Source organism: Stenotrophomonas sp. RG-453, assembly GCF_033843685.1.
GTDB lineage: Bacteria > Pseudomonadota > Gammaproteobacteria > Xanthomonadales > Xanthomonadaceae > Stenotrophomonas > Stenotrophomonas bentonitica_A.
The window spans coordinates 242,284-262,960 of the sequence record NZ_JAMYED010000005.1 but is presented as its reverse complement, the minus strand read 5'-3'; the positions used below and the strand labels follow the sequence as shown (position 1 = coordinate 262,960).

General features: G+C 67.2%; 24 protein-coding genes. 12 read left to right on the top strand and 12 right to left on the bottom strand.

What is annotated here, in order from left to right; all coding sequences use genetic code 11:
* The first annotated feature begins 24 nt into the window (after nucleotides 1-24).
* Nucleotides 25-1,668, top strand: coding sequence for a Na+/H+ antiporter (locus NJD74_RS11875; RefSeq protein WP_070426533.1), 1,644 nt, complete (start codon nucleotides 25-27; stop codon nucleotides 1,666-1,668).
* A gap of 144 nt (nucleotides 1,669-1,812) precedes the next feature.
* Here the strand turns inward: NJD74_RS11875 and NJD74_RS11870 are convergent, their stop codons facing one another.
* Nucleotides 1,813-2,064 carry a DUF3297 family protein gene (locus tag NJD74_RS11870; RefSeq protein WP_019185745.1) on the bottom strand — a complete coding sequence of 84 codons (252 nt, stop codon included), beginning with the start codon at nucleotides 2,062-2,064 and terminating at the stop codon, nucleotides 1,813-1,815.
* A gap of 136 nt (nucleotides 2,065-2,200) precedes the next feature.
* Here NJD74_RS11870 and NJD74_RS11865 point away from each other — a divergent pair, with 136 nt between their 5' ends.
* The gene (locus NJD74_RS11865) at nucleotides 2,201-2,743 is read left to right on the top strand and encodes a hypothetical protein (RefSeq protein ID WP_019185746.1); all 543 of its coding nucleotides are present in this window, start codon (nucleotides 2,201-2,203) and stop codon (nucleotides 2,741-2,743) included.
* A gap of 42 nt (nucleotides 2,744-2,785) precedes the next feature.
* Here the strand turns inward: NJD74_RS11865 and NJD74_RS11860 are convergent, their stop codons facing one another.
* The 5 genes from NJD74_RS11860 to msrB form a co-directional block, all read right to left on the bottom strand.
* Nucleotides 2,786-3,061: a DUF4031 domain-containing protein gene (locus tag NJD74_RS11860; protein ID WP_019185747.1), complete on the bottom strand. Its 276-nt coding sequence runs from the start codon at nucleotides 3,059-3,061 to the stop codon at nucleotides 2,786-2,788.
* Nucleotides 3,062-3,075: 14 nt separating this feature from the next.
* Entirely contained in the window at nucleotides 3,076-3,597 is a 522-nt protein-coding gene (locus tag NJD74_RS11855; RefSeq protein WP_319624209.1) for a hypothetical protein, read from the bottom strand.
* A gap of 150 nt (nucleotides 3,598-3,747) precedes the next feature.
* Nucleotides 3,748-4,695 (bottom strand): flagellar motor protein MotB, encoded by a 948-nt coding sequence (motB, locus tag NJD74_RS11850; protein WP_046272907.1) that lies wholly within the window; start codon nucleotides 4,693-4,695, stop codon nucleotides 3,748-3,750.
* Between the two features lie 9 nt (nucleotides 4,696-4,704).
* Nucleotides 4,705-5,559, bottom strand: coding sequence for a flagellar motor stator protein MotA (motA, locus tag NJD74_RS11845; protein ID WP_019185750.1), 855 nt, complete (start codon nucleotides 5,557-5,559; stop codon nucleotides 4,705-4,707).
* Between the two features lie 91 nt (nucleotides 5,560-5,650).
* Complete coding sequence (gene msrB / locus NJD74_RS11840; RefSeq protein ID WP_019185751.1) at nucleotides 5,651-6,118, bottom strand: peptide-methionine (R)-S-oxide reductase MsrB; 468 nt, start codon at nucleotides 6,116-6,118, stop codon at nucleotides 5,651-5,653.
* 125 nt (nucleotides 6,119-6,243) lie between these two features.
* On the opposite strand from msrB, the gene NJD74_RS11835 reads away from it, so the two are divergent.
* The gene (locus tag NJD74_RS11835; protein ID WP_026070182.1) at nucleotides 6,244-6,666 is read left to right on the top strand and encodes a hypothetical protein; all 423 of its coding nucleotides are present in this window, start codon (nucleotides 6,244-6,246) and stop codon (nucleotides 6,664-6,666) included.
* A gap of 174 nt (nucleotides 6,667-6,840) precedes the next feature.
* Nucleotides 6,841-7,011, top strand: coding sequence for a hypothetical protein (locus NJD74_RS11830; protein WP_019185753.1), 171 nt, complete (start codon nucleotides 6,841-6,843; stop codon nucleotides 7,009-7,011).
* A 68-nt stretch (nucleotides 7,012-7,079) separates the two neighbouring features.
* Here the strand turns inward: NJD74_RS11830 and NJD74_RS11825 are convergent, their stop codons facing one another.
* Nucleotides 7,080-7,559 carry an Lrp/AsnC ligand binding domain-containing protein gene (locus NJD74_RS11825; protein ID WP_319624208.1) on the bottom strand — a complete coding sequence of 160 codons (480 nt, stop codon included), beginning with the start codon at nucleotides 7,557-7,559 and terminating at the stop codon, nucleotides 7,080-7,082.
* Nucleotides 7,560-7,708: 149 nt separating this feature from the next.
* Between NJD74_RS11825 and NJD74_RS11820 the strand changes: the two genes are divergently transcribed.
* A complete protein-coding gene (locus NJD74_RS11820; protein ID WP_102788960.1) occupies nucleotides 7,709-9,019 on the top strand; it encodes a D-amino acid dehydrogenase in 1,311 nt (436 codons plus the stop codon).
* Nucleotides 8,998-10,071, top strand: a complete 1,074-nt coding sequence (gene alr, locus NJD74_RS11815; RefSeq protein WP_319624207.1) for an alanine racemase — start codon at nucleotides 8,998-9,000, stop codon at nucleotides 10,069-10,071. The genes NJD74_RS11820 and alr overlap by 22 nt, the downstream gene beginning before the upstream one ends.
* Before the next feature lie 75 nt (nucleotides 10,072-10,146).
* On the opposite strand, the gene NJD74_RS11810 is transcribed toward alr, so the two are convergent.
* The gene (locus NJD74_RS11810) at nucleotides 10,147-10,713 is read right to left on the bottom strand and encodes a DUF3016 domain-containing protein (RefSeq protein ID WP_070471638.1); all 567 of its coding nucleotides are present in this window, start codon (nucleotides 10,711-10,713) and stop codon (nucleotides 10,147-10,149) included.
* A gap of 232 nt (nucleotides 10,714-10,945) precedes the next feature.
* On the opposite strand from NJD74_RS11810, the gene NJD74_RS11805 reads away from it, so the two are divergent.
* Nucleotides 10,946-12,931, top strand: a complete 1,986-nt coding sequence (locus NJD74_RS11805) for a PAS domain-containing sensor histidine kinase (RefSeq protein ID WP_019185758.1) — start codon at nucleotides 10,946-10,948, stop codon at nucleotides 12,929-12,931.
* An 81-nt stretch (nucleotides 12,932-13,012) separates the two neighbouring features.
* Nucleotides 13,013-13,303 (top strand): DUF3247 family protein, encoded by a 291-nt coding sequence (locus tag NJD74_RS11800; RefSeq protein ID WP_046272912.1) that lies wholly within the window; start codon nucleotides 13,013-13,015, stop codon nucleotides 13,301-13,303.
* A gap of 28 nt (nucleotides 13,304-13,331) precedes the next feature.
* Here the strand turns inward: NJD74_RS11800 and NJD74_RS11795 are convergent, their stop codons facing one another.
* Nucleotides 13,332-13,595 (bottom strand): hypothetical protein, encoded by a 264-nt coding sequence (locus tag NJD74_RS11795; protein ID WP_019185760.1) that lies wholly within the window; start codon nucleotides 13,593-13,595, stop codon nucleotides 13,332-13,334.
* Nucleotides 13,596-13,737: 142 nt separating this feature from the next.
* Here NJD74_RS11795 and NJD74_RS11790 point away from each other — a divergent pair, with 142 nt between their 5' ends.
* From NJD74_RS11790 to NJD74_RS11780, 3 genes are read left to right on the top strand one after another with little or no spacing between them, the layout of a single operon-like run.
* A complete protein-coding gene (locus NJD74_RS11790; protein WP_102788962.1) occupies nucleotides 13,738-14,859 on the top strand; it encodes a class I SAM-dependent methyltransferase in 1,122 nt (373 codons plus the stop codon).
* Nucleotides 14,856-15,560: a pseudouridine synthase gene (locus NJD74_RS11785; protein ID WP_102788963.1), complete on the top strand. Its 705-nt coding sequence runs from the start codon at nucleotides 14,856-14,858 to the stop codon at nucleotides 15,558-15,560. The genes NJD74_RS11790 and NJD74_RS11785 overlap by 4 nt, the downstream gene beginning before the upstream one ends.
* A complete protein-coding gene (locus NJD74_RS11780; RefSeq protein ID WP_046272916.1) occupies nucleotides 15,557-16,240 on the top strand; it encodes an HAD family phosphatase in 684 nt (227 codons plus the stop codon). The genes NJD74_RS11785 and NJD74_RS11780 overlap by 4 nt, the downstream gene beginning before the upstream one ends.
* A 106-nt stretch (nucleotides 16,241-16,346) precedes the next feature.
* Here the strand turns inward: NJD74_RS11780 and fabB are convergent, their stop codons facing one another.
* Both fabB and fabA read right to left on the bottom strand, forming a co-directional pair.
* Nucleotides 16,347-17,555, bottom strand: coding sequence for a beta-ketoacyl-ACP synthase I (gene fabB / locus NJD74_RS11775; protein ID WP_019185764.1), 1,209 nt, complete (start codon nucleotides 17,553-17,555; stop codon nucleotides 16,347-16,349).
* Nucleotides 17,555-18,070 (bottom strand): 3-hydroxyacyl-[acyl-carrier-protein] dehydratase FabA, encoded by a 516-nt coding sequence (gene fabA / locus NJD74_RS11770; protein WP_102788964.1) that lies wholly within the window; start codon nucleotides 18,068-18,070, stop codon nucleotides 17,555-17,557. Before fabA ends, fabB begins: the two co-directional genes overlap by 1 nt.
* A 231-nt stretch (nucleotides 18,071-18,301) precedes the next feature.
* On the opposite strand from fabA, the gene dinB reads away from it, so the two are divergent.
* A complete protein-coding gene (gene dinB / locus NJD74_RS11765) occupies nucleotides 18,302-19,384 on the top strand; it encodes a DNA polymerase IV (RefSeq protein ID WP_070471642.1) in 1,083 nt (360 codons plus the stop codon).
* A gap of 267 nt (nucleotides 19,385-19,651) precedes the next feature.
* Here dinB and NJD74_RS11760 read toward each other — a convergent pair whose 3' ends face one another.
* Nucleotides 19,652-20,566 (bottom strand): MBL fold metallo-hydrolase, encoded by a 915-nt coding sequence (locus NJD74_RS11760; RefSeq protein WP_102788965.1) that lies wholly within the window; start codon nucleotides 20,564-20,566, stop codon nucleotides 19,652-19,654.
* Nucleotides 20,567-20,677: the final 111 nt, after the last annotated feature.

The following is a 20,677-nucleotide window of genomic DNA, read 5'->3' as shown; positions in this document are numbered from 1 at the left end:
CCCGCGCTGCTTACTGGAAAATGCATGCATACCATTGAAGTCGTTCTGGCGATGCTGGTGGCGGTGGTCGCCAGCGGCTACCTGGTCCGCGTATTGCCGTTGTCGCTGCCGTTGCCGCTGGTGCAGATCGGGCTGGGCGCGGTCATTGCCGGGGTGTTCAACCGCGGCCACGCGCTCGAGCCGGAGATGTTCTTCCTGCTGTTCCTGCCGCCGCTGCTGTTCCTGGATGGCTGGCGCATCCCCAAGCAGGGCCTGTTCCGCGACAAGGGCGTAATCCTGGAACTGGCCTTCGGGCTGGTCGTGTTCACCGTGATCGGTGCCGGTTTCCTGATCCACTGGATGATCCCGGTGATGCCGCTGGCGGTGGCCTTCGCGCTGGCGGCGATCATCTCCCCGACCGACCCGGTGGCGGTCAGCTCGATCGCCTCGCGCGCGCCGATTCCCAAGCGGCTGATGCACATCCTGGAAGGCGAGTCGCTGCTCAACGATGCGTCCGGCCTGGTCTGTTTCCGCTTCGCAGTGGCGGCGGTGATGACCGGGACCTTCTCGCTGGCGAACGCCTCGCTGACCTTCCTGTGGGTGGCGGTGGCCGGACTGGCGATCGGCGTGGCGGTGACGCTGGGCGTGTCCACCTTCCAGCGCTGGCTGTGGCGGCGCTTCGGCGAGGAGCCGGGTGCGGCGCTGCTGGTCAACCTGCTGATTCCGTTCGCGGCCTACCTGCTGGCCGAAGAACTCAATGCGTCGGGCATCCTCTCGGCGGTCGCCGCGGGGGTCACGATGAGCTACGTGGAGCTTACCGGCCGCGTCTCGGGCAGCATGCGCGTGCAGCGCACGGCGGTCTGGAACATGCTGCAGTTCAGCTTCAACGGGATCATGTTCGTGCTGCTGGGCGAGCAGTTGCCGGGCATCGTGGAACGCGCGATCAAGACCGTCAGCGAGAGCGGGCACCACAGTGCGTGGTGGCTGCTGGTCTATGTGGTGGTGATCAACCTGGCGCTGGTGCTGCTGCGCCTGGCCTGGGTGTGGCTGTCGCTGCGCTGGAGCCTGCTGCGTGCGCGCCATCGGGGCGAGGCCCGGCAGGGCACCTCCTGGCGGATCGTGGTGGCGACCTCGGTGGCGGGCGTGCGCGGTGCGATCACCCTGGCCGGCGTGCTGACCCTGCCGTTGTTCCTGCCCGACGGCAGTGCCTTCCCGGCACGCGACCTGGTGATTTTCCTGGCCGCGGCGGTGATCCTGATCTCGCTGGTCGGTGCCAGCATCGCGCTGCCGCGCCTGCTCAAAGGCCTGGAACTGCCGGCCGATTCGGGCGAGCGCAAGGAAGAGGACCTGGCCCGCAAGCTGGCCGCCAAGGCGGCGCTGGCCGGCGTGGAGCGCACGCGCCAGCAGCTGGTGCAGAACCAGACCACCGAGAACGTGCAGCTCTACAACGACGCCGCCTCGCGGGTCAGCCTGCTGTACCAGCGCAACCTGGAGAAGGAAGCCGGGCCGGATGCGGATCCGGAGAAGGTCAAGCGCATGGAGCAGGGCTATCGCCAGCTGCGCACCGCGGGGCTGACCGCCGAGCGTGAAGAGCTGTTCCGCCTGACCCGGCGGGGCAAGATCTCCGATGAGATCTCGCGCAGGCTGATCCGCAATCTGGATCTGCTGGAGACGCGGCAACGCGATTGAGGCCGCACCGTGCCACGGGTAGAGCCACCCCATGGGTGGCTGCGCTTCGTCCCTGACGCGAGGGTTCCAATGGGTCCGCGCAGCCACCCGTGGGGTGGCTCTACCCCGCCACACGTGGATCAGACGTCTCCGGCAGACGTCGGATCAGGCGTCCGGCTTCTGATCCAGGAAGTAGGCCACCACGGTGCCCTTGACCTTGATCGTCATCGGGTTGCCGCGGCGGTCGCGGGCCTTGCCGGCCTGCACGCGGATCCAGCCTTCGCTGACCGAATATTCTTCAACGTTGTCGCGCTCGACGTCGTTGAAGCGGATGCCCACGCCGCGCTCCAGCGCAGCGGCATCGTGGAAGGGGCTGGCCGGGTTGATCGCCAGGTGATCGGGAGGGGTATCGCTCATGGTCACAGGATGCTGACGACCACCAAGGCCGTCTTCTGCCGCACAGGATAAACCGCGGCGGGCCCCGCGCCGAATTTCGCTTCCTGCCAACGCCCTTGCACGGCAGAATGCGCCCCTGTCTCCAGGATTACCGGCCATGCCCGACAACAGCGATTATTTCGACTTCGAAGAAGAAGAGCGCGATTTCGACGAGGACGATTTCGAGGCGCGGATCTGGAATCTGTTCGTGCTGATCAACCCGGGCGATGAAGAACTGGCGCTGCAGCAGTTCAACCGCTGGCGCGAAGCGCTGCTGGAAAGCGGCGAGGGCATCGATGAGGACGCCGACTGGCTGCCGCCGATGATGGCTGCGATTGCCTGGCAGTCCGGGTTCGAGGTGGAGCGGGGCGATGCCGATGCGCTGATGTCGGCGGTGAACGAGCTGTCCGCGCGCTGGAACCTGCAGATCGACTGGGGCGGCGACCTGGACGATGAGGACTTCGCGGCGGAGGTGGATGCGCCGATGTTGATGACCACCGCCCACGACCGCCTGCGCGAGCACAACTACGCGCTGTGGAGCGTGGATACCGGCAATGACACGCTGGCCGGCTGGATGGCGCTCAACCGCGATGACGATGCGATGCTGGCGCTGTGCTCGCTGCTGGGCGTGGAAGTACGGCCGGGCAGCGATCCGTTCTGAGGGCGCGATTGCGGCCTGCGCATGCCGACCCACGGTCGGCAGCTACGCCTGATACTGGCTTCTTGCGTTGGCGATCACGGCTTTGACCCGTTCGCGGTCCGTATGTCGTGAGATGGCCTGTGCGCCCAGCGCGATGGCCTGCAGGCGCAGCGGGGCGGGCACGTCGTAGTGCGCGCCGCTGCGGCGGTTCTGGAACGCCCGCCGTGGAATCCCGAGCTGCGCCGCCATGGCGTGCAGCTCGGGCAGGGTGTCGGCCATCAGATGCGCCCAGCGCTCGCCGCGCCAGGGATGTACCGCATCGTCGATATAGACCGTCACCGGATCGCCGTGGCTCAGGCCTGCGGCTTGTCGTCGCTGGCGGCCGGGGCGGCGACGGCGGCGGCATCGGTGCCGGCCTCGTCTGCCACCTTGGCGTCGTCGCCGGCGTCGGCAGCGGTTTCGGCGTCTTCGCCTTCCTCGCCTTCCTCGCCTTCCACACCTTCAAACTCGGAGACCAGCTGGGCCAGGTACTCGTCGGCGGTCTTGCCTTCGTCGGCGGCCAGGTCGTCGATCAGCTGCTGCAGCTGGGTCGAGTACTCCAGGTTGACCTTGCGGCCTTCCTTTTCCTGGACGTTGGACAGGTGCTTGAGCATGGCCAGCATCGGCACCGGGTTGTCGGCGTTGCCCATGGTCTGGCCGCCGATGGCCAGCAGCCACTCGGTGCCCTGCAGGCCGATCGCGGCGACGACCTGGCCTTCTTCGTTGGTCAGCACGGCATGGTTCTGCACCGGCTGCTGGGCGTTGAGGCGGTTGATCGGGCGCTTGGGCTGCTGCTTCTTGCGCTTGTCGCGCTTGGCCTTGGACTGCTTGGACATGGGTGCGGTCTATCTACAAAAGGAAAGACCCATTGTAGTGCCGGCCGCTGGCCGGCTCCACGGATTCCTTACAGGCGTTCGTCAGCACCGGCCGCTGGCCGGCTCCACGGATTCCCTGAATTCCCTCTGCTGCCGCCTTCGTCGCGTCCCTTACGGCGCGACAGCCGGCGCGAGCGTTGCCTGGATATCGGCGTCGGCAGCGGTGGGCGACAGCGCCACTTCCTGCCCGGCGCCGGCCAACGCCGCCGCTTCGGCCGCCTTGGTCATCACCACGATACTGATCCGGCGGTTGATGGGGTTGTCCGGCTGCGTGCGGTCGAACAGCACCGAGGAGGACAGCCCGACCACCCGGGTTACCTTGTCCTCGGTCATGCCGCCATCAAGCAGCGCCCGCCGGGCGGCATTGGCGCGGTCGGCGCTGAGCTCCCAGTTGCTGTAGCCGTGGGCCGCGTTGTAGGCGGTGGTGTCGGTATGGCCGGTGATGCTGATCCGGTTCGGCACGTGGTTGATGAACTGCGACAGCTCGCGAAGGATCGCGCGCGTGTAGGGCTTGAGCGAGGCGCTGCCCATGTCGAACATCGGCCGGTTCTGCTTGTCCACGATCTGGATGCGCAGGCCTTCCGGGGTGAGGTCGAGCAGCAGCTGATCCTTGAACGGTTCCAGCGCCTGGCTCTTGCTGATCGCTTCTTCCAGCTCCTGCTTGAGCGCTTCAAGCTGGCGTTTCTCGCGCTCGCGCTCGTCCTGCTGCGGCACGGGCCGGGAGGCCTGCTGGTTCTGGAAGGGATCGTTGCTGTTGCCGCGCGAGATGTCGGTGGCGCCGCCCAGCTTGATCATCGAGGTGCTGGCGCCGCCCGGTCCGGCCATGCCCGGGGCCGGGGTGGAGCTGCTGCCGGCCAGCGGGCTGGGGTTGCGGAAGTATTCGGAGATCGCCGCGCGCTCGGGCTTGCTGGTGGCGGCCATCAGCCACAGCACCAGGAAGAAGGCCATCATCGCGGTCACGAAGTCGGCGTAGGCCACTTTCCAGGCACCGCCATGGTGCGCGGCATGACCGGCCTTCTTGACCCGGCGGACGATGACGGTGGGTTTGGTCTCGGCCATGGCGCTGCCTTACTTGACCGTCTTGAGGTGCTGTTCGAACTCGCTGAAGCCCGGGCGCACGTTGGACGGCAGGGTCTTGCGGGCGAATTCCAGGGCGATCTTCGGGTTGTAGCCGCGCAGGCAGGCCAGCAGGGCGGTCTTGACCGATTCGTAGATGCGTGCGTCCTGTTCGGCGCGCGCTTCCACGGCCGAGGCCAGCGGGCCGACGAAGCCATAGGCCAGCAGGATGCCCAGGAAGGTGCCGACCAGCGCGCCGGCGACGTGTGCGCCGACTTCCGTGATTTCCCCGCCGATCGAGCCCATGGTGATCACGATGCCCAGCACCGCGGCGACGATGCCGAAGCCGGGCAGGCCGTCGGCGACCTTGTTGAGCACCGCGGCCGGCTGCATCGCCTCGCCATGGTGCTTCTCCAGTTCCAGCTCCAGCAGCGGCTCCAGCTCGTGCGGCTCGATGTTGCTGCCGATCATCAGGCGCAGGCAGTCGGTGATGAAGTCGACCAGGTGGTGGTCGGCCTGCACCTTGGGGTAGTTGGCGAAGATGCTGCTTTCGGCCGGGCGCTCGACGTGGTCTTCCAGCGCCATGAATCCTTCGCGGCGGGCCTTGTTGAGCAGCTCATAGAGCAGGCTGAGGACGTCGATGTAGTCCTGCTGCTTGTAGCGTGGCCCCTTGAACACGCCCACGGTGGCCGCCAGGGTCTGCTTCACGGTTTTGACCGGCGTGCCAACCAGGAACGCACCCAGCGCCGCACCGCCGATGATCACCAGTTCATAGGGCTGCCACAGCGCGCCGAGTTTGCCGTGCGCCCCGACGTAACCGCCGAGCACGCTGAGGATGACGACAAGAAGTCCAACGATGATGAGCATGGGGCCGACGCGGGAAGGGGATACCTCCATGTCGGCCCCTTCACACCCTTTCTGAAGGGGGGCGTTCGCTCGACGTCACACTTTCCCGGATTCAGCCTGCCGGGCCAGCCTCGGCACCACCGCGTTGCAGCGGGTCCGGATAGGCCTGCCCATTGGGGGTGAACGACAACGAGACCGAGTTCAGGCAGTGGCGTTCATGGGTCGGCGGCGGGCCATCGGGGAAGACATGGCCGAGATGGCTGTCACACCGCGCACAGACGATTTCGGTGCGGACCATGCCATGGCTGGCATCGCGGATCTCGCGGACATGGGCCGGATCGAAGGGGGCAAAGAAGCTCGGCCAGCCGGTGCCGGAGTCGAATTTGGTGCTGGAGCGGAACAGCGGAAGGCCGCACAACCGGCAGCCGTAGACCCCGTCCTGCTTGTTGTCCAGGAACACCCCGCAGAACGGCGCCTCGGTGCCGTGGTGCAGGAGGACACGCTGCTCATCGGCGCTGAGGCCGGCCACCAGGGCTTGGCGCTGGGCGTCGGTAGGTGGGGACAGGTCAAAAGCCGTCATAAAGGTTCCCTATTGGTATGGCAGTTAGATTGGGCTTTTGCCTCTCAAGGTACAAGCCGGCGTTCATGGTGCTGATACCCGTGCAGGTGCATGGTGAAGACCTGAACCGCCGCCGGGAGATCACCATGTACCGCCCACGCCGCCTTGCCGCTGCCCTGCTGGCGTTGCTCCCATTGGGCGCGGCCGCGCAGATCGGGCCGCCACCCAGCCCCACCGCGACCCGCCCGGTCGTGGCCCCGCCGCCGACCCCCGCGCCCCTGCCGATCCCCGCGCAGCCGGCCCCGGCCGACAGCCTGTCCGGGCAGATGGCGCCGGTGAAATCGTCCTCGCAGACCCAACAGCAGCTGCGCACGCACCCGATCCAGAGCAAAGGCCCGTCGCAGCCGGCGCCGATGCGGGGGCCGGCCGTGCAGAGCAAGGTCTACGACCGAAACGGCCGGATCATTCCGGGGGTCAAGCAGGTGGGCCCCAACCGCGTGCTCGATACCCGCACGGGGCGTTACTACGACGCGGTGCCCAGTGGCGATGGCCAGCAGATAAAACCGTGAGGGCTGCGGCGCTGGGACGCGGAGCATGAATGGTTTACATCGGGCTGCCCGCAGTCATCGCCGTCAACGCACCACCTCACTGTTTTTTCGCCTGTGATTAACCGGATCGGCGGGACCCTGTACCCGCGCCGCAACCCAGCGCATCCCCCGAGGTTTTTCGAGAAGAGTGCAATCATGGCTAACCAGCAGAACCGCAGTCCCGGCAAATCGCCGCAGGAGCAGCAGGGCAGTCAGCAGCAGAACCAGAAGCCCGGCCAGCAGAACCAGCAGCAGTGGGACCAGCAGAATCAGAAGGGCGGCAAGCAGCAGGACCAGAAGCACCAGGACCAGAAGCAGCAGCGCTGATGCGCTTGACGCAATGAACGAAGGCGGTGCGCACACGCGCGCCGCCTTTCTGCGTTATCGGGCCGACATCAATCCGGGATCGGCAGGGTCAGGGTTTCCTTGACCTCTTCCATCACGATGTAGCTCTTGGATTCACGCACGTGCGGCAAGGTCAGCAACGTGCTGCCGAGCAGCTTGCGGTAAGAGGCCATCTCACTGATGCGTGCCTTGAGCAGATAGTCGAAATCGCCCGACACCAAGTGGCACTCCAGCACGTTGGGCAGCTTCAGCGCCGCGCGCCTGAACTCCTCGAAGATATCGCCGGATTTGTAGGCCAGGCTGATCTCTACGAATACCAGCAGGCTGGCCTTGAGGTAATGCGGATCCAGCTTGGCGTAATAGCCGGTGATCGCGCCGTCGCGCTCCAGCCGCCGCACGCGCTCGGTGCAGGGCGTCGTCGACAGCCCGACCCGCTCGCCCAGTTCGGTGAAGGAAATGCGACCCTCGTCCTGCAGGATGCGCAGGATCTTGCGGTCGATCTTGTCCAGTTCACGGGCACGCGTGGCCATCGGCGTCAGCCTCTCGAGGATGTTGGCGGGACAATATCCTGCCTGATGCAGGAAAAACAGGCGAATTGATTGGTTGCGGCTGACTATACTTCCTCAATTATGGTCCCAGCGTGCTCCTGCGCAGGGAATGATCGGGTTGGAGAGGTGTCATGCGCGTTCTAGTCCTTGGCAGCGGTGTGATCGGCACGACCAGTGCCTGGTACCTGCGGCAGGCCGGGTTTGAAGTCACGGTCGTCGACCGCCAGCCTGGTCCGGCGCTGGAAACCAGTTTTGCCAACGCAGGGCAGCTGTCGTTCGGCTATACCTCGCCGTGGGCCGCCCCCGGCGTGCCGCTCAAAGCGGTCAAATGGCTGTTCTCCGAGCATGCGCCGCTGGCGATCCGCCCGGGCCTGGACTGGCACCAGTACCGCTGGCTGGCGCAGATGCTGCGCAACTGCACGCACGAGCGCTACGCGATCAACAAGGCGCGCATGGTGCGCATGTCCGAGTACAGCCGCGACTGCCTCAACGAGCTGCGCCGCGAGACCGGCATCGAGTTCGAGGGCCGCGACCTGGGCACCACCCAGTTGTTCCGCACCCAGCAGCAGCTGGATGCCTCCGCGCAGGACATCGAAGTGCTGGCCCAGTACGGCGTGCCGTACCAGGTGCTCGACCGCGCGGGCATCATCGCCCATGAGCCGGCGCTGGCCGGCGTGGCCGACAAGCTGGTCGGCGCGTTGCGCCTGCCGCGCGACCAGACCGGTGATTGCCAGCTGTTCACCCGTCGCCTGGCGCAGATGTGCGTCGATGCCGGGGTGGAGTTCCGCTTCGACCAGGACATCGCCGGCCTGCAGAGCGAGGGCGACCGCATCACCGGTGTACGCATCGATGGCAAGCTGGAAACCGCCGATCACTACGTGGTCGCGCTGGGCAGTTACTCGCCGTCGCTGGTCGCACCGCTGGGCATGCAGCTGCCGGTGTACCCGCTCAAGGGCTACTCGCTGACGCTGCCCATCACCGATCCGGCAATGGCGCCGACCTCGACCATCCTGGATGAAAGCTACAAGGTGGCCGTGACCCGCTTTGACGACCGCATCCGCGTGGGTGGCATGGCCGAAGTGGGCGGGTTCGACCTGTCGCTCTCGCCGCGCCGCCGCGCCACGCTGGAGAAGGTGGTGCGCGATCTGTACCCGGAGGGCGGCGACCTGTCGCGCGCCGAGTTCTGGACCGGCCTGCGCCCGGCCACGCCGGATGGCACCCCGGTGGTCGGCGCTACGCCGTACCGCAACCTGTTCCTCAATACCGGCCACGGCACCCTGGGCTGGACCATGGCCTGCGGCTCCGGCCGCTACCTGGCCGACCTGATGGATGCCCGCCAGCCGCAGATCAGCACCGAAGGCCTGGATATCTTCCGTTACACCCACCATGCCGCCTCTGTCCGTTACCGTGAGCCGAGTTCATGCGCCCAGCCCGTGCGTTGATTGATCTGGACGCGCTGCGCAGCAATTACCGGCTGGCGCGCGAACTGGGGGGCGGCAAGGCCGTTGCGGTGATCAAGGCCGATGCCTACGGGCACGGCGCGGTGCGCTGCGCCCGCGCGCTGCAGGCCGAGGCCGATGCCTTTGGCGTGGCCTGCATCGAGGAAGCGCTGGAGCTGCGCGCGGCCGGCATCACCGGCCCGATCCTGCTGCTGGAAGGCTTTTTCGACGCCAGTGAGCTGCCGCTGATCGTGCAGCACGACCTGTGGTTCGCGGTCGGCGCGCCGTGGCAGGTCGAGGCGGTGGCCGCGTTCCAGACCACCGCCACGCTCACCGTGTGGTTGAAGCTGGACAGCGGCATGCATCGCCTGGGCCTGTGGCCGGACGAGTTCCGTGCCGCGCACGCCACGTTGAGCGCGTTGGCGCATGTCGGGCCGATGGTGCTGATGACCCACATGGCGCGGGCCGACGAACTGGACAGCCCGCGCACCCGCGAACAGGCCGACGTCTTCGCGGCCACCATCGACGGCTTGGCCGGGCAGACCAGCCTGTGCAACTCGCCAGCGCTGCTGGGGTGGCCGGACGTACGCAGCGACTGGGTGCGCCCGGGCCTGATGCTGTACGGGATCAACCCGATGCCGGCGCATACCGCGCTGACCGGGCGCCTGCGGCCGGTGATGAGCATGCGTTCGAAGATCTTCGCCGTCCGTGACATCGCGGTGGGCGAGCCGGTCGGTTACGGCGCGCGCTTCGTCGCGCAGCGCCCGACCCGGGTTGGCGTGGTCGCGCTCGGTTACGCCGACGGTTACCCGCAGTTCGCGCCGAACGGCACCCCGGTGCGGATCGACGATCAGCCGGGCATCGTGATCGGCCGGGTCTCGATGGACATGCTCACCGTGGACCTGACCCACCTGCCGCAGGCCGGCATCGGCAGCACGGTGACGCTGTGGGGCGATGCCCCCCGCATCGAGGCGCTGGCACCGCTGTGCGGGGTCAGTGCTTACCAGCTGCCGTGTGGGGTGAAGCGGGTCGTGCGCGAGTACGTCGACGGCTGAACCGCCACCGGCGATACCGCGTGCATGAAAAAAGGCGGCGCTGATGCGCCGCCTTTCTCATGTGGGCCCAAGGGCTCAGGTGCTGGCCGTGGCCTCGTTGCGCAGGTCGCGCCGGATCCAGTCATCCAGCAGGCGCTTCTCATAGCGCAGCGGGTCGGTGTCGCTCTGTCGCCCGATGTTGTGCAGGTAGCCGGTGTCCTGCAGCTTGCGTTCCCCTTCGCTGATCACCTGGCCCTGCGCATCCTTCAGGGTGTAGGTCAGGGTCACGCGCGGGGGGTAGATATCGCGCATCACCCGGATGTCGTTGGCGCGAGGGCCATGCCAAGGCTCGTAATCGCCGGCGCGCTTGATATCGGTAAAGGTGACCTGCAGCGTCTGGCCGGGCTGCAGCGCCTTGCTGGCCGTGGTCTGCACATACTTGGCCAGTTGCTGCACCCAGTCGCCGCGTTCGGCCTCGAAGCGGTTGTTGCTCAGCCGGATCTCGGTGAACTGTGCCGGGTCGGTCCAGGTCACCTGGACAGGGCCTTCGGTCTTGAGCGCGCGCGGGGCCTGCGGGTCGGTCACGGTACGCGGGGCGGCCGCGGCGCTGCCGATGAGCAGCAGCCCGGCCAGGGCCCCGGCGATCAGGGAGGTGCGGTTCATGACAATGCCTGGGTCGCGATCACAAGTGGGATCAGGTACCAGTGTGATCCCGATCCGGGTGGCGGACAATCCACGCGTGTATGCTCCGCGTCTGCGGTTGGCGCCAATTCACCCAGGCCCGCCCCAGACCCCCGGCGCTTGACGCTGCGAATACGCGCGTTGGCCGATCCTGTCCTCCTCTGTTTCGCCAGTTGCCTCATTGACGCCCTTGCCCAGCCTGCCCACTTCGACGTTGGAACGCGCCTCTTTCCTGGCTTCATCGCCGGATCCGGCCCTGTATCGCACGGTCCTTGAGCGCCTGAATGCGGGGTTCTGCATCATCGAGGTGATCTTCGACGATGCCGGGGTGGGCGTGGATTACCGGTTCGTGGAGGTCAACGAGGCGTTTTCGCGCAATACCGGCTTGAGCAATGTCTGCGGGCAGCGGATGACCAGCCTGCAGCCCGGCCATGAGACGGACTGGTACCGCACCTATGGCGAGGTGGCACTGAGCGGCCAGGCCCGGCAGTTCGAGATGGAAGCACGCGCGCTGAACCGGTGGTATTCGGTCGAGGCGGTCAGCGTTGGCGAACCGGACGAGCATCTGGTGGCCGTAGTGTTCTTCGACATCACCAACCGCAAGCACATCGAGGTGGAGCTGGCCGAAAGCGAGGCGCGCTTCAGTGCGCTGGCCGATGGCCTGCCGATGCCGGTGTGGGTCCTGGATGAGCGCGGGCATTCGCGCTTCGTCAACAGTGCCTTCAGCGAGTTCTTCGGCGGCGACGAGCAGCGCGTACCGGACGATGTGTGGCGTGGCCTGGTGCATCCCGACGATGCTTCGGTGTTCGATTACGAACTGCAGGAGGCACTGAAGTCGCAGCGCTCCATGCATGCACTGGTGCGCGGCCGTCGCGCCGACGGGCAATGGCGCTGGCTGGAAATGAACGCGCGGCCCCGCTTTTCCAGGATGGGCCGTTTCATCGGCCTGGCCGGCAGCAGCCCGGATGTGACCGAGCGTCGCGAAATCGAAATGGCGCGCGAAGAACTGCTGCAGTCCGAGCGTGCCGCGCGCAGCGCCGCCGAGAACATGGCGCGGCTGAAGGATGAGTTCCTGGCCACGCTTTCGCACGAGCTGCGCACCCCGCTCACCACCATCCTGGGCTGGAGCGAACTGCTGCTGCAGCGTATCGACAACACCAGCCCGATGTACAAGGGGCTGGGCGTGATCGCCAACAGTGCGATGGCGCAGAAGCGGCTGATCTCGGACATGCTGGACCTGAGCAGCATGCTGCTGGGCAAGGTCCAGCTGGAAGTGGAAATGCTGGATCTGCGTGCGCAGCTGGAAGAGGCCATGCGTGCACAGGAGCTGGTCGCCGAAGGCAAAGCGCTCTCGATGGAACTGGTGATGCCCGACGAGCCGTGCCTGGTGCTCGGCGATGCCACGCGCCTGCAGCAGGTGCTGTGGAACCTGCTGTCCAACGCCATCAAATTCACCCCGGCCGAAGGGCGCGTGGTGCTCACCCTGGCCGCCGATGGCGGGCACTGGTCGATCACCGTGACCGACTCCGGCGACGGCATCGCGCCGGAGTTCCTGCGCCATCTGTTCAGCCGCTTCCGCCAGGCCGACGGCACCACCACGCGTCGCCATGGCGGCCTGGGGCTGGGGCTGGCGATCGTCCAGCAGCTGGTGGAACTGCATGGTGGCGTGGTTGCGGCCAGCAGCGAAGGCCACGGCCAGGGTGCCAGCTTCAACGTGCGCCTGCCGCGCTATCAGCCGCAGGCCGATGGCCGCCCGCTGCGCGAAGTGTTCAGTGGGCCGATCACCGAACAGATCATCGAGCCGTATCCGCTCAAGGGCCTGCACCTGCTGGCCGTGGAAGACCAGCCCGAGGTGCTGGAGTACCTGCGGCGGCTGTTGGAAGAGCAGGGCGCTTCGGTCACCACGGCGTCCTCCGCCGGCGAAGCGCTGGCACTGCTCAACGAAAACGGCCACAGCGGTATCGATGCCCTGCTGACCGACATCGGCATGCCCGGCATGGATGGGTACGGCCTGGTACGCACATTGCGCGACAACATGGGCGTCGAGCCAGAGGCGCTGCCGGCGGTGGCGGTGACGGCGCTGGCGCGTGCGGACGACCGCAAGCGCGCATTGGCGTCAGGCTTCCAGGAGCACGTGGCCAAGCCGTATTCGGTCGCCCAGCTGGTGGCCGCGGTGCGGGGCGTACTCGCCAGCCGCTGAGCCGGCGCCGCTGCCGGCAGCCGTTGGCAATGTGTTGACGCCGCGGCGGGCACACTGAGGGCGTACGCCACAGGAGTTGCCATGTCACGTTACGCCCCCCGCATCCACACCGATCCGGCCGCCATCGCGGCCCTGGAAGCGCTGCTGCCGCAGCTGCACGGCCAGACCCAGGTCGAGCTCACGCTTGATGACGGCAGCCGCCTGCTGGGCACCGTGGCAGTGCAGCCGACGCTGCAGCAGTACCGCGATGCCGACGAACATGAAGGCAGCAACGGCCAGCTGCGATTGGACGATCTGGATACGCCGGTCCAGCAGCACCTCATCTGGCTCGATCAGATCAGGGCCATCCGGCAGCTGCCCTACCGCGAGTGATCGCGGCGGGCAGCGCCTCGGCGTCGGCTCAGTGGGTGAATTCGCTGGGCTCGGCTTCGAAGCGACGCGCGTAGGCTCGCTCATCGGCGATCCGCGCCACCTCTTCATCGGCCATGTCCGGCGCCCCATAGACCGCATAGGCCACGTTGCCATCGGAGGTCTTGCCGATCTGGTGCAGGCGGTAGCGCGAATGGCCGCCGCCGGTGTCTTCGGGGTAGTGCACCGGTGGTTGGCTGCCCTCCATGTCCATTTCGCTGTTGTCGACTACGCCACCGACGAACAATGCACGCATGAGCCATCTCCACGGGAAGTGAGGCTCCACCCTGCCGGTTTGGATGTTGTCAGGGCATCAACAGGACGTTGAATAAACGCAAATCCGGGTCCGGCGGGGCGAACCGGTAGAATGGCGGCCTCTTTTCAAGATGTGCCCCCGCATGGCTGCCCAGCACGACGCTCCCCTGGAAACCCTGTTCCTGCCCTTCGCCAGTGGCGCACTGTCCTGGCCGGCCGGCCCCGTGCTGTTCCTGCGCGCCCGCGACGGCGCGCCGCTGCGCGAGCACGCCCAGCCGGCCCAGCTGGTCTGCGAGCAGAGCTTCCGCCCGTTCGCCGATGCGCTGGAAGCCAGTGGCTGGACCGTACGCGACGAGCAGCAGCTGGCCAGCGACGCCACCCGCTACGCCGTGGTGCTGGTCCTGCCGCCGCGCCAGCGCGAGGAGGCCAAGGCCCTGTTCGCCCGTGCGCTGGCGCTGGCCGCGCCCGGCGGCATCGTGGTGGCCTGCCAGCACAACAACGAAGGTGCCCGCTCCGGCGAAGGCGACCTGCAGCAGTTGGCCGGCCTGGGCGGCAAGCTGACCAAGAACCACTGCCGCGCCTACTGGACCGCGCCGCTCAATGGCCAGCACGACGCCGCGCTGGCGCAGCGCTGGGCGTCGCTGGACGCGCCGCGCGGGATCCTGGGCGGCCGCTTCCAGAGCCGCCCCGGCATCTTCGCCTGGGACCGCATCGACCCGGCCTCGGCGCTGCTGGTGGAGCAGCTGCCGGCCGACCTGGCCGGCCGTGGCGCTGACCTGGGGGCCGGCTTCGGCTACCTGTCCGCTGAAGTGCTGGCCCGCTGCCCGAACGTGAGCGCGCTGGACCTGTACGAGGCCGAAGGCCGCGCCCTGGCCCTGGCCCGCGAGAACCTTGCCGCGCTGGGCAAGCCGGCGGCGCTGGGCTTCCACTGGCAGGACGTCACCGCCGGGATCGAGGGCGAGTACGACTTCATCGTGACCAACCCGCCGTTCCACACGCCCTCGCGCGCCGACCGTCCCGACATCGGCCAGCGCTTCATCGCCGTGGCCGCGCAGGCGCTGCGCCCGGGCGGGCGGATGTGGCTGGTGGCCAACCGCCATCTGCCGTACGAGCAGATCCTCAACGAAAGCTTCGGCCAGGTCCGCGTGGCCGCCGAGCGCGATGGCTTCAAGCTGATCGAAGCGACCAAGGCGAGCAAGAGCGCCACCCCGGCCCGTGCCCCGCGCAGCACCGAGCCGAAGTGGGGCCGCGGAGGCCGCGCATGAAGCTGGTCAAGCTGTTGGCCAACCTGGGCTATGGCAGCCGCAAGCAGGTGCAGGGGATGTTCCGCGCTGGCCTGATCACCGATGCCGACGGCGAGGTGCTGTACGCCGACGACGCGGTCGCACATGAGGCGATCCGGGTCGAGGGCGAGCCGCTGGACCCGCCGCAGGGGCTGACCCTGATGCTGCACAAGCCGCGCGGTTATACCTGTTCGACCAAGGACAAAGGCCGGCTGATCTACGACCTGCTGCCGCCGCGTTACCGCGAGCGTGCGCCGGTGCTGTCCTCGGTGGGCCGCCTGGACCGCGACACCAGCGGCCTGCTGCTGATGACCGATGACGGCGCGCTGCTGCACCGGATCGTGTCGCCGAAGTCGCGCCTGGACAAGGCCTACGAGGTCACCCTGGCCGAGGACCTGCGCGGCGATGAAACCGCGCGTTTCGCCAGCGGCGGGCTGATGCTGGAATCGGACGACAAGCCGTTGCTGCCGGCCGAGCTGCACGTGAACGGCCCGCGCCAGGCGCAGCTGGTCCTGCACGAGGGCCGCTACCACCAGGCGCGCCGGATGTTCGCGGCGGTCGGCAACCACGTCGAGGCGCTGCACCGCAGCCGCATCGGCGGGCTCTCGCTGGGCGATCTGCCGGAAGGCGAGTGGCGCACGCTGGACGCGGCCGATCTCGAGACACTGTTCAACGTCCCATGAGTGCTTTCGCCGCGCTGCCGTTCCTGCCCGACGCCGTCATCTTCGACATGGACGGCCTGATGATCGACAGCGAGCGGGTCTCGATCGCGTGCTGGTCGCAGGCGGCGCAGGAACTGGCGCTGCCGTTCCCTGAGGGGTTCTGGCTGCGCATGGTGGGCCTGGGTGACCGCGACTGCGAGCGCCTGCTGCTGCAGACGGTGAATGCCGAGCAGGTCGCTGCGCTGTTCGCGCGCTGCCATGACCTGTATGAAGCGCGCACGCAGCAGGGCCTGCCGCTGCGCCCGGGCATCCTGGAGATCCTGCAGCTGCTGCACGATCACGGTGTGCCGCGCGCGGTCGCAACCTCCACGCGCCAGCCGCGCGCCTCGCGCAAGTTGGCCGCCGCCGGCCTGCTGCCGTTCTTCGAGGTGGTGGTGACCAGCAGTGACGTGTCGCGTCCCAAGCCGGCGCCGGACATCTACCTGCTCGCGGCGCAGAAGCTGGGCAAGGACCCGGCGCGCTGCCTGGCGCTGGAAGATTCCCCGGCCGGCATCCGCGCGGCGGTGGGTGCGGGCATGACCGCGATCCAGGTGCCGGACCTGGTGCACCCGGATGAGGAACTGCGTGCGCTGGGGCATCGCATCGTGGGTTCGCTGCTGGATGCGCGGGCGTTGTTGATGCCGTTGCTGCCTCCTCCTTGAGTTTGCCCAACGGCCTGCCAGCGGCAGCGGGGCTCGGCTCGCCGATATACCGGCATAAAAAAGCCCGGCACATGGCCGGGCTTTTTCGTGTACGTCGCCGCTGCAATCAGATGCGGCTGAACACCAGCGCTGCGTTCGTGCCACCAAAGCCGAAGCTGTTGGACATCACGGTGTTCAGCTGTGCCGGCTGCGTCTCGCGCACGATCGGGAAGCCTTCCACCAGCGGGTCCAGCTCGCCGATGTTGGCCGAGCCGGCGATGAAGCCGTCACGCATCATCAGCAGGCAGTAGATCGCTTCGTGCACGCTTGCCGCGCCCAGCGAGTGGCCGGACAGCGCCTTGGTCGAGGACAGCGGCGGGATGGTCTCGCCGAACACTTCACGGACCGCCTTCAGCTCGGTGACATCGCCCAGCGGGGTCGAGGTGCCGTGCGTGTTGAGGTAGTCGATCGGGCCGGTGAGGTGCTCCATCGCCATGTTCATGCAGCGCACCGCCCCTTCACCGGAGGGGGCGACCATGTCGGCACCGTCGGAGGTGACGCCGTAGCCGACCAGCTCGGCGTAGATGCGCGCACCACGGGCCACGGCGTGGTCGTAATCCTCCAGCACCAGCATGCCGCCGCCACCGGCGATGACGAAGCCGTCGCGGTCCTTGTCGTACGGGCGCGACGCCGAGGCCGGGGTCTCGTTGAAACGGGTCGACAGCGCGCCCATCGCATCGAACATCACGCTCATCGACCAGTGCAGGTCTTCACCGCCACCGGCGAACATCACATCCTGCGCGCCATGACGGATCAGGTCCGCGGCGGCGCCGATGCAGTGGGCGGAGGTGGCGCAAGCGGCCGACAGCGAGTAGCTCAGGCCCTTGATCTGGAACGCGGTGGCCAGGCAGGCCGACACAGTGGAGCACATCGTGCGCGGCACCATGTACGGGCCGACCTTGCGCACGCCACGGGCGCGCAGGATGTCGGCAGATTCCACCTGCCACTGGCTGGAGCCGCCGCCGGAGCCGGCGATCAGGCCGGTACGCGGGTTGGCGACCTGCGCCTCGTCCAGACCGGCATCGGCGATGGCGTCGCGCATGGCGATGTAGGCGTAGGCCGAGGCGTCGCTCATGAAGCGCTTCACCTTGCGGTCGATCTGCGCGTCCAGGTCCAGCTCGATGTTGCCGCCAACGTGGCTGCGCAGGCCGGCTTCGGCGTGATCAGGCAGGTGGCGGATGCCGGCGCGGCCTTCACGCAGTGCCGAGGACACGGTGTCCAGATCGTTGCCCAGGCACGAGGTGATGCCCATTCCGGTAATGACGACGCGACGCATCAGAAGTTCTCAGTGGAAGTGAACAGACCTACACGCAGGTCTTTGGCAGCGTAGATTTCGCGGCCATCGACGAGCATGCGGGCGTCGGACTGGGCCATCACCAGCTTGCGGTTGATGACGCGCGAGATATCGATTTCGTAAGTGACCCGCTTGGCGTTCGGCAGCACCTGCCCGGTGAACTTCACTTCACCGCAACCCAGGGCGCGGCCACGGCCGGGCGCACCGATCCAGGTCAGGAAGAAGCCGGTCAGCTGCCACATGGCATCCAGGCCGAGGCAGCCGGGCATGACCGGGTCGCCGAGGAAATGGCAGTCGAAGAACCACAGGTCAGGGCGGATATCCAGTTCGGCGCGTACCATGCCTTTGCCGTGCGGGCCGCCGTCCTCGCGGATATCGGTGATGCGATCGAACATCAGCATCGGATCATTGGGCAGGCGACCGCTGCCCGGGCCGAACAGTTCACCGCGGGCGCTGGCCAGCAGCTGGTCGCGCGAGAACGCGTTGAGACGAGTCATGGAAAACGCAATCCTGAAGAAGTTGTCGTCGGGGTGAGCCGACCACAGGTCGACTGCTCTTGCATGAAGCAAGTGCTCAAGAGTGCATGAGAAAAAGTGATTCAATCAAACGTTTTAACCGTACGCCGCCGTAGTGTTTTCAGGTTCAAAAACGCATGTTGTTGTTATCCAACAACCATACTGCGGCGTGTGGCTGTAATCTTGTTCATCTGAATCCGAGTGCCCACGCCCGTGTCCCGCCCCCGCAAGATCATTCACGTCGACATGGATGCGTTTTACGCGTCCGTGGAGCAGCGCGACGATCCCTCGTTGCGGGGCAAACCGGTGGTGGTGGCGTGGCGCGGCATGCGCTCGGTGGTGTGCGCGGCCTCCTACGAAGCGCGCGTGTTCGGCGTGCGCTCGGCGATGCCCGCGGTACGCGCGGAGCGGCTGTGTCCGGATGCGGTGTTCGTGCCCCCGGATTTCGTCCGTTACAAGGCGGTGTCCCGCCAGGTGCGCGAGATTTTCCTGCGGCATACGGAGCTGGTGGAGCCGTTGTCGCTGGATGAGGCGTATCTCGATGTGACCGAGCACAAGGGCGGCATGACGGTGGCGACGGAGATTGCACAGATCATCCGCGCGCAGATCCGCGAGGAGACGCAGCTGACGGCGTCGGCGGGGATCGCGCCGAACAAGTTCCTGGCCAAGATCGCCTCGGATTGGCGCAAGCCGGATGGGCAGTTCGTGGTGCCGCCGCATCGCATCGAGCAGTTCCTGACGCCGTTGCCGGTGAACCGCGTGCCAGGCGTGGGCAAGGTGATGGCGGCCAAGCTGGCCGAGCTGGGCATCGCGACGGTGGGCGATCTGCGTTCGCTGCCGCTGGAGGAACTGGAGGCGCGCTTCGGAACGTTCGGCGGGCGCTTGTTCAATCGTGCGCGCGGCATCGATGAGCGACCGGTGGAGCCGGATCAGCCGGTGCAGTCGATTTCGTCGGAAGACACGTTCGCGGAGGATCTGCTGCTGGAGGATCTGGCGCCGGCGATCGTGCAGTTGGCGGAGAAGACGTGGCAGGCGACGCGCAAGACCGATCGGGTGGGGCATACGGTGGTGTTGAAGTTGAAGACCTCGCAGTTCCGGATCATTACGCGCAGTTTCACGCCGGAGTCGCCGCCGGATTCGATGGAGGAACTGCGGGATATTGCGCTGGGGTTGCGGGCGCGGGTGGAGCTGCCGCTGGAGACGCGGTATCGGTTGGTGGGGGTGGGGTTGGGGGGATTCCGGGAGCGGGAGGTGGTGCGCCAGCCGGGGTTGTTTGATCACCTGGGTGATGGCTGACGGTTTTTCTGTTTGCGGTGACGGCAACGGCAACGGCAACGGCTGAGGCGCTGGGGTCCGGGTGATGAGGGTTTGGGACGACGCGGGTGGGGTAGCGGGACCCGCTGCAAGTACGTCCCTGTAAGCTCGTGTGTTGCCATCCATGGCAACACACGGTCCCGATACCCCACCCGCGCCGTCCCTCCGACACTGGGTCGGTGCGCAGAGAGGAAACGCGTCGCGCGTTTCGAGATTCGCGAATGACGTCTGGTTTCTACGGATGCGTCATTACGGCCACTGCATTTCACCCTTGGCTACTTTTGCGCTCAGTTCCAGCGAGCTCTCGCCCGCCAGGGTCGGATAGCGTTTTTTCATCGCGGCAATCAGTGCGTTGGCGTCGTTGCTCCGTGCCGTTTCTTCGTCGAAGGCGCGGATGTAGTCGGCGGTGAAATCCACGGCGCTGATGTCCAGGGCGGCACCCGTTGCGTAGTGGCCCGGTATGACGCGCGTCGGCTTCAGGGCCTTGATGGTGGCCAGGGTCTGCAGCCAGTGCGCGTGCGATTGGGCGCTTTGGGTGTCGGCCATCCAGACGTGTTCGCCGGCGACGATGGGGATGCCGCCGAGGACGGTGCGCAGGGCGGGGATCCACAGGACGGTGCGGTCCGGGGTGGGGCCGGTGAGGCCGATGATCTTGATCGGTTGGCCTTCAAGGGTGAGGGTGTCGCCGTCCAGGGGGGGCGGGATGACGATGCGGCTGGGCTTGGCTGCGCCCATCTGCGGGCCCCAGTACGCGAGTTTGGCGGCCTGGGTGGCGTTGATGTGGGCAACGGTTGCGGGGGTGGCGAGGACTTGGGCGTCGGGGAAGGCGTCCTGCAGGGTGGCCAGGCCGAAGTAGTAGTCGGGGTCGCCGTGGCTGATGTAGATCGTGGTCAGCCGTTTGCCCGAGGCGCGGATGCGCTGCACCAGCTGGGCGGCGTCGGATGCGGCGAACTGGGCGTCGACCAGGATGGCGTCGTGGCGGCCGGTGATCAGGGTGGACGCGACCGAAAACAGCGCCTCGTCGCCGGGGTGGTAGGGCTGCACCTGCAGCACGTGGGCTTCGGCGGTGGCCGCAGCGGCGTGGCTGATGGCCGGTGGGCTGACGGCGAGCGCGGTACCGAGCGCCAACGCCAAGGCCAGGGTCGTGCGGGAAACGTTCTGCATTTCAAGAAGTCCTGTGCAGCGCGGCCCCGGCATCACACCGGGGCGGGACGGCCCCGACATGGCACCGGGGGGAACGGCCCCCGACATGACACCGGGGGGGGGGACGGCCCC

What these genes read in the sequence shown, in the direction of transcription:
- NJD74_RS11875 (WP_070426533.1), top strand. Translation starts at nt 25, where the DNA reads ATGCATACCATTGAAGTCGTTCTGGCGATGCTGGTGGCGGTGGTCGCC.
- NJD74_RS11870 (WP_019185745.1), bottom strand. Translation starts at nt 2,064, where the DNA reads ATGAGCGATACCCCTCCCGATCACCTGGCGATCAACCCGGCCAGCCCC.
- NJD74_RS11865 (WP_019185746.1), top strand. Translation starts at nt 2,201, where the DNA reads ATGCCCGACAACAGCGATTATTTCGACTTCGAAGAAGAAGAGCGCGAT.
- NJD74_RS11855 (WP_319624209.1), bottom strand. Translation starts at nt 3,597, where the DNA reads ATGTCCAAGCAGTCCAAGGCCAAGCGCGACAAGCGCAAGAAGCAGCAG.
- motB (WP_046272907.1), bottom strand. Translation starts at nt 4,695, where the DNA reads ATGGCCGAGACCAAACCCACCGTCATCGTCCGCCGGGTCAAGAAGGCC.
- motA (WP_019185750.1), bottom strand. Translation starts at nt 5,559, where the DNA reads ATGCTCATCATCGTTGGACTTCTTGTCGTCATCCTCAGCGTGCTCGGC.
- msrB (WP_019185751.1), bottom strand. Translation starts at nt 6,118, where the DNA reads ATGACGGCTTTTGACCTGTCCCCACCTACCGACGCCCAGCGCCAAGCC.
- NJD74_RS11835 (WP_026070182.1), top strand. Translation starts at nt 6,244, where the DNA reads ATGTACCGCCCACGCCGCCTTGCCGCTGCCCTGCTGGCGTTGCTCCCA.
- NJD74_RS11830 (WP_019185753.1), top strand. Translation starts at nt 6,841, where the DNA reads ATGGCTAACCAGCAGAACCGCAGTCCCGGCAAATCGCCGCAGGAGCAG.
- NJD74_RS11825 (WP_319624208.1), bottom strand. Translation starts at nt 7,559, where the DNA reads ATGGCCACGCGTGCCCGTGAACTGGACAAGATCGACCGCAAGATCCTG.
- NJD74_RS11820 (WP_102788960.1), top strand. Translation starts at nt 7,709, where the DNA reads ATGCGCGTTCTAGTCCTTGGCAGCGGTGTGATCGGCACGACCAGTGCC.
- alr (WP_319624207.1), top strand. Translation starts at nt 8,998, where the DNA reads ATGCGCCCAGCCCGTGCGTTGATTGATCTGGACGCGCTGCGCAGCAAT.
- NJD74_RS11810 (WP_070471638.1), bottom strand. Translation starts at nt 10,713, where the DNA reads ATGAACCGCACCTCCCTGATCGCCGGGGCCCTGGCCGGGCTGCTGCTC.
- NJD74_RS11800 (WP_046272912.1), top strand. Translation starts at nt 13,013, where the DNA reads ATGTCACGTTACGCCCCCCGCATCCACACCGATCCGGCCGCCATCGCG.
- NJD74_RS11795 (WP_019185760.1), bottom strand. Translation starts at nt 13,595, where the DNA reads ATGCGTGCATTGTTCGTCGGTGGCGTAGTCGACAACAGCGAAATGGAC.
- NJD74_RS11790 (WP_102788962.1), top strand. Translation starts at nt 13,738, where the DNA reads ATGGCTGCCCAGCACGACGCTCCCCTGGAAACCCTGTTCCTGCCCTTC.
- NJD74_RS11785 (WP_102788963.1), top strand. Translation starts at nt 14,856, where the DNA reads ATGAAGCTGGTCAAGCTGTTGGCCAACCTGGGCTATGGCAGCCGCAAG.
- NJD74_RS11780 (WP_046272916.1), top strand. Translation starts at nt 15,557, where the DNA reads ATGAGTGCTTTCGCCGCGCTGCCGTTCCTGCCCGACGCCGTCATCTTC.
- fabB (WP_019185764.1), bottom strand. Translation starts at nt 17,555, where the DNA reads ATGCGTCGCGTCGTCATTACCGGAATGGGCATCACCTCGTGCCTGGGC.
- fabA (WP_102788964.1), bottom strand. Translation starts at nt 18,070, where the DNA reads ATGACTCGTCTCAACGCGTTCTCGCGCGACCAGCTGCTGGCCAGCGCC.
- NJD74_RS11760 (WP_102788965.1), bottom strand. Translation starts at nt 20,566, where the DNA reads ATGCAGAACGTTTCCCGCACGACCCTGGCCTTGGCGTTGGCGCTCGGT.